Origin of the sequence: Actinomyces sp. ZJ308 (assembly GCF_011752065.1) — a bacterium.
Lineage (GTDB): Bacteria > Actinomycetota > Actinomycetes > Actinomycetales > Actinomycetaceae > Actinomyces.
Genome location: NZ_JAAIJY010000052.1, coordinates 1 through 8310, shown reverse-complemented (window position 1 = coordinate 8310; position 8310 = coordinate 1). Strand labels below are relative to the sequence as shown.

Genomic DNA, 8310 nt, shown 5'->3' with positions numbered 1-8310 from the left:
ATGCGCCAGGTGGCCTTGTCGTAGGCCATGAAGTCCTGGAGGACCTTGGTCTGGGTGGCGTCCAGGCCCTCGGGGATGGACACCACCGTGTAGCCCAGCTCCGGGTCGGACAGGGACTCCGCAGTCACCGGGCCCGAGCCCGCCGAGCTGCTCGCACCGGCCGACGCCTCACCCGAGGCGGCAGTCGACGCCGTCGAACCACTGGTGGCGCCCGCGCTGCTCACCGGCGGGATGGTGCCGCCGGCCCTCGAACTGTTCGACGAGCACCCCGCCAGGGCCAGGCAGCCGGCGAGCAGGCACGCGCCCAGCGCACTGGCAAGACGACGACCGGAGGGCTGGCGCAGATGAGACAGGGGACGACTCATAGGGGTAGACCTTCCACGATCAAGCCGGAACCACACCCCGGCACAACACGAACATCCCGACCCTACCGGCCAGGACACAACGGTGTCACGAAAATGTCACGGCCCCGGGGGAGCGTCACGAACTTGACTCCTACCCTACGAACTCGCGGAGTATGAGGCGCCAGGTCGGACGCCCCGACATCGCGGACGCACCATAGGCCTCGATGGCTCACCCTGTAGGGGCCGTCCGCGGGCCCTGTGGTGCGTCCGCGAGGAGACGGGGGATCAGGGAACAGGGGTGTAGGACGAGTGGCGTCTGATCGTGTCGGCGGCCCGTTGTAATCTGCGCTCGTCGGCCGGAGCAATCCGCGCCCCTGCCCGCAGCGGCCGTCCACTCGCGGCCATCGGCATCCCCACCGGCGGGCCTGCGGTGCGCGCGGCGCCCAGGCCGGTCCGACCGCCTCGGGCGAGCGGGCCGACGCATATCCCTTCAAAACCCATGAACCGCCCATGAGCCCCATGAACTCTGACAACCTCTCCGCCCCGAGGACCCCGAAGCAGGTTCGGGACTGGCAGAAGAATCTGCTGGACCTCTCCCTGCGCAACCCCCTCATCAACCGCGCCTCTCGTCACGCCGTGGAGCTGCGCGTCCCACCCGCGCTCATCGACCGGTTCGAGGATCTTGTCAATGACAAGCAGCTCATCACTCTTGTCGCAGGACGTCACCGACCCGCAGGCCCCTGCGATGAGGACCTTCGTCAGGAGGAGACTCGGGCCGAGTCGCTCCTGTCCGAGCGGACCGTCGAGGTCGGGCTGACGGCCACCGAGCGGGTGCGCCGCCTCCAGGCCCTGGCCACCAGCGCCCGCACCGCCGTCGAGGAGACCGGGGCCAACAACCTCTACCTGGCCATCGGGACCCTGCACTGGGAGAGCGACGGCAGTCGCCTGCACTCCCCGCTCATCCTCATCCCGGTCAACCTGGAGCGCACCGGTGACGACTTCAGGCTCGTCCTGGACGAGACGGGCGCGTCCACCCCCAACTACTCCTTCCTGGACCGCTTCGAGCGGGACACCGGCATCGACCTGGCCGAGCTGAGGAACCCGCGGCACGATGAGTACGGCATCGACCTGCGCTCCACCCTCGACGGCGTGCGCGACCGGCTGCGGCGCGCCGGCTGGGACGACGTCGTCACCCCCACGATCCACCTGGGACTGTTCCGCTTCTCCACCTACCGGATGTGGAAGGACCTCGAGGACCACTGGCCGACGATCGGCGCCAGCCCGCTGGTCGCCCACCTCATGGCGACAGGACGCCAGGACTTCGTGGACCCGGCCGGTCCGGCCGATGAGGGCCTCGATATCGACGAGGCGACTGAGAACCTCCCACTGGCCGCGGACTCCACGCAGGCCCGGATCGTGGCCGACGCCGTCGCCGGACGCAGTCTCGTCGTCGAGGGGCCGCCCGGGACGGGCAAGTCCCAGACCGTCTCCAACCTCATCTTCCGGGCCCTGGCCACGGGACGCACCGTCATGTTCGTCGCCGAGAAGAAGTCCGCCCTCGATGTCGTCGCCCGCCGCCTGCGCGAGGAGACCGGGATCGGGAACCTGCTGCTCAACCTGCACGACAACGGCATGAAACCGACCGAGGTCCGCCGGGCCCTGCGCCGTGCCCTGGCCCTGCGGCCGGGAGAGCGCGGAGACGGCGCCAGTGCCGACGTCGGGACCGGCGACGCGGCCGGCCGTCCCGACCCGGTCGCGTTGCGCGCCGAGCTGGCCCGGATCCGCGCCGAGCTCGACGCCTACCGCCGCGGCCTGTACGAGCCGGGCGCCAAGGGCCCGTCCTACGCCGGCGCCCGCGAGGTGCTCGCCCAGCTCCGGAACTCCGGGGACTCAGAGAGCCCCGCCGCCGCCCAGGCCCGGGCCACCCTGGAGGAACGCGCCCGCGCCACCGGCCTGGACGCCTTCGACGCCGGCGCCCACAACCGGCTCATCGAGCGCTACCGCAGCACTCAGGAAGAGCTCCGGGCGGCCCTGGTCCCCGAGCTGGTCGACGTCGTCCTGGCCCACCGCGACCGGGTCCTCCAGGACGCCGACTTCCGGACGGATGACCTGCGCCATGAGCTCAACCGCCGCCGGAGCACCATGAGCGTGCGCGAGCTGATGAGCACCTACGGCGACCTCATTACCGCCCTGACGCCCTGCCTGCTCGTCTCGCCGGACTCGGTGGCCCGGTTCTTCCCGGCTGACCGCCGCTACGTGGACATCGTCGTCTTCGACGAGGCCTCCCAGATCCGGGTGGCCGACGCCGTCGGCGCCATGGGGCGCGGCCGCAGCGTCGTCGTGGTCGGCGACCCCAAGCAGATGCCACCCACGCCGGGTACCGGCGAGACGAGGGAGGGGCGGGCGCCCGAGGCCGACTCCATCCTGACGCGGTGCCTGGATTGCGGCCTGCTCCAGCGCCGGCTCACCTGGCACTACCGCAGCCGCGACGAGTCCCTCGTCGCCTTCTCCAACCGCCACTACTACGGGGGTGCGCTGCTCACCTTCCCGAGCCCGCTGACCATGTCCCCCGGCCCCGACGGCGCCCCCGGCGGGCACGGCATCTCGCTGTGGCGGGTGGCCGGCCGCTACTTCCGCCCCGAGGACAGCGCCCGGCACCCCCACGTCCAGTCCAACACCAACCCGATGGAGGCCAAACGTGTGGTGGACGAGGTGCTCAGGCGCTTCGAGGCCTCCCCGGACCGTCCGCCCTCACTGGGCGTCATCACCTTCAACGATCGCCAGCGCGACCTCATTGAGAACAGACTGCGTCAGGTCGCCTCGTCACGGGTCATCGAGGCCCTCGACGCCCGCGACGGCCTGTTCGTCAGGAACCTGGAGAACGTCCAGGGCGAGGAGCGTGACACGATCCTGTTCTCGGCGACCTTCGCCGCCAATGTGAGGGGCGACCTGCCGCTGAACTTCGGGGTTCTCAACCACGCCGGCGGCGAGCGTCGCCTCAACGTGGCCATCACCCGGGCCCGCAGACAGATCATCGTCTTCGCCAGCTTCGACCCCCAGGATCTGCACGCCGAGCGGACCTCCCACCGGGGAGTCAAGGACCTGCGCGCCTACCTCCACCAGGCGGCCGAGGGCCGGGCGCCCCGAGCCCTGCCGGTCTCGCGCAGCCCGCTGAGCTGGCACCGTCGCGATATCGCCGAGGCGCTGGAGGCGGCCGGGCTCACGGTCCGCACCGGCGTCGGTCACTCCACCTTCGAGATCGACCTCGTGCTGGCACATGCTGACCAGTCCGACCGCCCCGCCGTCGCTGTCATGCTCGACGGGCCGCATTGGAACTTACGGGAGAGCACTGGTGACCGCGACCTGCTGCCGGTCGACGTGCTGCGCACCATGGGGTGGCAGCGGGTCGAGCGGGTCTGGATGCCCGAGTGGGTGGCCGACCCCGACGCCGTCATCGCCCGCCTCGTCGAGGCCGCCGGTGGCGGACGCGGCGGACACGGTGGACACGGCGGACGCGGCGGACACGGTGGACGCAGAGGTGCAGGAGGGGGCGGTAGCCGCGGAGAACCCGTGTCGGCTGGGACCTTGCCGGGCGGGCAGACGGCGACCCGGCCCACTGCCGCGGTGACTCCAGCCACCGTCTCCGGATCCGAATCGGCGGGGAATACGAGCCCGGCGGCTGCGGCGTCGGCCGTAGCCAGGGTCCCGCAGACGCGCGAGCCGGCCGACGCCATCGGCCAGGAGACGCGCGTCGTGGCGGCCCGCCTGGGTCAGGAGACGGAACAGGCCTCCGCTCAAGCGCCCGACGCGGCCCCGCGCGTCCAGGGCGGTGAGTACAGCGTGTGGACTCCCGCGGGTGTTCGGCCCCTGGAGATCCTCGACCGCGCCGGCACCGACGCGGAGGCCAAGAAGGTGCTCGTCGAGGTCGCCACCGCCATCTGCCGGGTCGAGGCCCCGATCGCGAGGCGCCGGCTCTACGTCAAGATCTCCCGAGCCTTCGGGCTGTCACGAACCGTCAGGTCGCGTGAGGAGTCGATCAGGGCGGCCCTGGGGGAGGCCTTCGCCTACTTCGATGAGGACGGCTTCGTGTGGACCAGCCGCGACGCCGCGCTCGCGGCCCCGACCTACCGCCGCAACGCCCTGGACCACGTGGATTCCATCCAGGAGATCCACCCCCGCGAGCTGGTGGGGCTGATGTCTGAGGCCCGCGCCAGGAACCCGGAGTGGGCCTCCCGAGAGGACCTGCTCACGTGGGCGCTCAAGCGTCTGAGCACGAGGAAGCGCAGCCTCGGCGCGCGCGGGGTGTCGGAGGCCCTCACCAGGGCCCTCAAGGAGGCTGAGCGGGAGCAGTCGTAGTCCCGCTGGATCACGGGAGGATCACGACGGGCGTCATGACCAGGTCGTTTGTGCCAGCACCGACACTATGATCCTTGTCACTCATCGACGTCTCTCGACTTCCTCCGGCTCGACGTCGACCAGGACTTTTCTCCGGCTTCGCGCCGCCGTTGTAGACAGCCGAGAAGCCGGCTCGTCGGAGGAATGGCAAGGGGGAGTTCCGCCCAGATCCTGGGCGCCTCGATTTCAAAAGATCACGATGAGGTCGCAGTTGAAGTCTCCAGTTGAGTAGCATCCACAGTGCTGGCAGCCGTGGGTGCCTCCTGCGCCGGGCTCGTGAGTCGGCGTCGTCGCCGGTGCCGAGCCGCGCCCGGACAGCCCCGGTAACCGGCGCCTTCCTCAGCAATACTCCCGATCCTCCACCGCAAGGAGCCTGACATGTCCGCCTACGTCCGCTACTACCGGCGGCTTCAGGCACTCACTCAGCGCCTGAGCACCTACCTGGACCGGTTGGAGGCCCGCGCCCGGGAGTTCGGCGTCAGCTCGGCCCGCACCGCGATGGAGATGCAGATCACCGACCCGGCCTCCGTCTCCGCCTTCCGCTCGGAGGTCGAGGCCCAGATCATGTTCCTGCACACCAAGGCCCAGCGGGTCTTCGCCAAGCACTTCGCCCCGTTCCTGGACATCGACGCCGACCTGTCCATCGAGGAGGACCGTCAGCTCTCCGCCCGCCTCCAGGACGCGGCCAACCTCGTGGCCGGCTTCGAGGTGCGCCTGCGCAACATCATCGAGGAGGTCTTCGCCCCCGGCCGCGCCGAGCAGGCCCGCGAGGAGTGGAACCGGGCCATGACCGACTGGCGTCAGGCCCAGTTCTCCTTCACCTGCGACAAGTGCGGCGACCCGGTGCCGCTGCCCGAGCTCTACCACATGCCGGTGTTCATCACCTGCCCGCGCTGCAAGTCGCGCGTGGCCTTCCAGCCGACCGAGGCCATGGCGGCCGCGCCCACCTGGGCCAAGGAGGTCGCCAAGACCACCTGCTACGCCGAGTGGCAGAAGTCCGAGTCGGAGCAGTCCGCCGAGGAGGGCGTGGGCCTGGCCTTCTTCTACTACGTCGACTACGCCATCGCCCACCACCTCATGATGAACCGCCTGCTGCCCTTCTACGTGCGCTCCGAGGGCGGCCAGGAGGCCCTGCGCCGCGACGTGCGCAACGCGCTGGCCACGCGCACCCACCAGCTGCGCCCCGACGAGGTCTCCCCCCAGTACCACGCCATGGAGTACGTCAACTTCATGGGCGGCCTGGGCCGCTCGGCCCAGATCCTCGGTCAGGAGGGGCTGGCCGACCGCCGCCAGCTCATCCTCCAGACGGTGCGCGACATCATGCGCCCCGACGAGCCGCTGGCCCGCTCCATCCTGGACAACACCTTCACCGAGGAGCTGTGGAGCCAGCAGGCCCACGCAGCCGACCAGCTCTCCTGCGAGGTGCCCCGCTAACGTTCCCACCCGCCGCCCGCCCGGCCTGGCCCGCCGGCAACGCGGACGCGGCCTTGAGCCCGACGACGCCGACTGCGCATCCCGCGCCGAGCCCGTCGACTCACCTGCTCTTCGTCCCCCGCGCGGCCCCGCGCCGCTCGACTCCGTTCCCGAAAGGACCACCATGGTCGGCTTCCGCAAGAAGTCCCAAGACAGCTCCTCCGTCGCCAGGGCGGCCGGACGAGGAGGCGCCGGCGCCTCGGGCGCACCGCAGCGCTCCCGCGCCGCGCGTACCGAGGCCGCCGCCCGCGCCGGGAGGGGGCGGCGCGCCACGGCCGCCACCCGCCGGGGGTACAAGACGCCCGAGCAGATGGACTCGCGCTGCCTGACCCTGGCCGAGTCGGCCTCCGGGGTGCTGGGCCGCTCCCTGGACCAGGCGCTGGGACGCCTCCCGGACGGCCCCGGTTCCCCTGCCGCCTCCGGCGGGGCGGGCGGCCCGTCCGCGGTGAGCTGGCCCGACGCCGTCGGCGCCCCGGGCTCGACTAGGGGCAAGGGGGCTTCTCCGGGTAGCGTGCGCAGCGCACAGGCCGGAGCCGGCCAGGTCGACACGGTCGCGGACATCGCGGCCGACATCGAGTTCTGAGGCCGGTTCCAGCGTCGGTGCCGCCAGTCGGCCCCGCACCGGCGAGCAGGCCGCACGGCACATCCCGCATCGCGATCCGCAGCGAACTCGAACCGATCCTCACCAACCTGCATCAAGCCCCGTACCGGGAAGGAGGCGAGCCCACCTATGAGCGCGCAACCGGCGCTGACCCTCCTGAGGGTCGAGGCCTGGCTGTCCCAGCGCGGCATCACCGCCGGCCCCGAGGAGGACGGCGCCGTCTTCATGGGCTTCCCGGGCTGCGACATCGGCGTCTACCTGCATGACGAGGAGGCCGCCCTCGTCGTGGCCGGCATGTGGCGCGGGCGCCCGACGGTCGACCGGCTCGACGAGATACGCGCCTTCATCGACACCCAGCACCGCTCCACCTACGGGCCGGACCTGGCCGTCACCCCCTCCCACGACCCGAACCTGCTGCTGCTGAGCACCCAGATGGTGGCCTACGTCGGCGCGGGCATGAGCGACGCCCAGCTCGACGCCTTCATGGACATGGGTCTGGGAATGACCCGGGCCTTCTTCGCCACCGTCCAGGAGCGCTTCCCCGAGCTCGTCACCTGGGAGGAGGACTGAATGGCCTGGTGGAACCAGCCGGAGGGGTCCGTGACCCCGACCGTGACCCTCAGGCGGCTCGCCGCCTGGCTGGCCGAGCGCGGCTACGGCTATGACATCGACCCGTCCGAGGGGGTGGTGCGCTCGACGGTGGCCGGCCTCGACTACGTGCTCATGGTGGTCGACCGCCGGATCCTCGCCGTGCGCGCCCACCATCGGCTCGCCGCCCCGCTCCCGGGCGCCGCGACGCTCTCGCGGGTTCGCGCCGTGGCCCAGGAGGTCTCCAGCGGCCGGCTCATCCCCGCCCTCTACACCGAGGTCGACGACGCCGGCCTGAGCCTGTGCGCCGAGGTCCTCACCAACATCGGGGCCGGGCTCGACGACGCCCAGCTGGCCGGCACCATGGACTTCGTCCTCGACGGCGTCGACGAGGCCCTGCGCGAGGTCCTCAGCCTCCTCGACGACGGCGCCGACAGCCGGTTGGACGCCGACGCCGAGCCCGAGGCGGAGCGGGTCGAGCCTGAACGGTCCCGGGCGGAGGCCGACGACGAGGCGGCCGCCATCGCCGGTGCGGACACGCCTGCGCAGGCTGCGGACCGGATGGTGGATGCGACGCTGGAGATGGCCGCCATCATCGACGGGCCGGGAATCGACGGACCGGAGGTCGAGGCGCGCGCGCAGCTCCCGGCGCAGGTCCATGCAGAGCCCGCGGCCGGCGTCAAGAGTGACGAGGGTCGTGGCGAGAACGTGGCCGCCCCGGGTGATGCTGACGGCGGAACCGAGGTTGAGACAACCAACACCCCCACGCCCCTGCTCGTCTCCTAGATGAGTAAGTCCAAGGGGTGTGGGTCGGCGTGGGTGCTGGGCAATGGGGTGAGGGCCTCGCAGGATCGGTGGTGTTACACCAGATCTCACCGCTCCTGCTGGGAAGGACGGCTTGCTCATGGA

5 protein-coding genes and 1 pseudogene are annotated in these 8310 nt (G+C 71.2%); 5 read left to right on the top strand and 1 reads right to left on the bottom strand.

The window, feature by feature from the left end; genetic code table 11:
• Positions 1 to 365, bottom strand: a pseudogene (locus HCR68_RS13540) (hypothetical protein); the annotation flags it as partial.
• A 489-nt stretch (positions 366 to 854) separates the two neighbouring features.
• Between HCR68_RS13540 and HCR68_RS13535 the strand changes: the two are divergent.
• The 5 genes from HCR68_RS13535 (at position 855) to HCR68_RS13510 (ending at position 8187) form a co-directional block, all read left to right on the top strand.
• On the top strand, positions 855 to 4700 hold the full coding sequence (locus HCR68_RS13535; protein ID WP_243859146.1) for a DUF4011 domain-containing protein: 3846 nt from the start codon (positions 855 to 857) through the stop codon (positions 4698 to 4700).
• 417 nt (positions 4701 to 5117) lie between these two features.
• Positions 5118 to 6173 (top strand): hypothetical protein, encoded by a 1056-nt coding sequence (locus HCR68_RS13525; protein WP_167150336.1) that lies wholly within the window; start codon positions 5118 to 5120, stop codon positions 6171 to 6173.
• A 163-nt stretch (positions 6174 to 6336) separates the two neighbouring features.
• Positions 6337 to 6795 (top strand): hypothetical protein, encoded by a 459-nt coding sequence (locus HCR68_RS13520; protein WP_167150334.1) that lies wholly within the window; start codon positions 6337 to 6339, stop codon positions 6793 to 6795.
• A 147-nt stretch (positions 6796 to 6942) separates the two neighbouring features.
• Positions 6943 to 7383, top strand: a complete 441-nt coding sequence (locus HCR68_RS13515) for a YbjN domain-containing protein (RefSeq protein ID WP_167150331.1) — start codon at positions 6943 to 6945, stop codon at positions 7381 to 7383.
• A 30-nt stretch (positions 7384 to 7413) separates the two neighbouring features.
• Positions 7414 to 8187: a hypothetical protein gene (locus HCR68_RS13510; RefSeq protein ID WP_243859144.1), complete on the top strand. Its 774-nt coding sequence runs from the start codon at positions 7414 to 7416 to the stop codon at positions 8185 to 8187.
• The last annotated feature ends 123 nt before the right edge of the window (positions 8188 to 8310 follow it).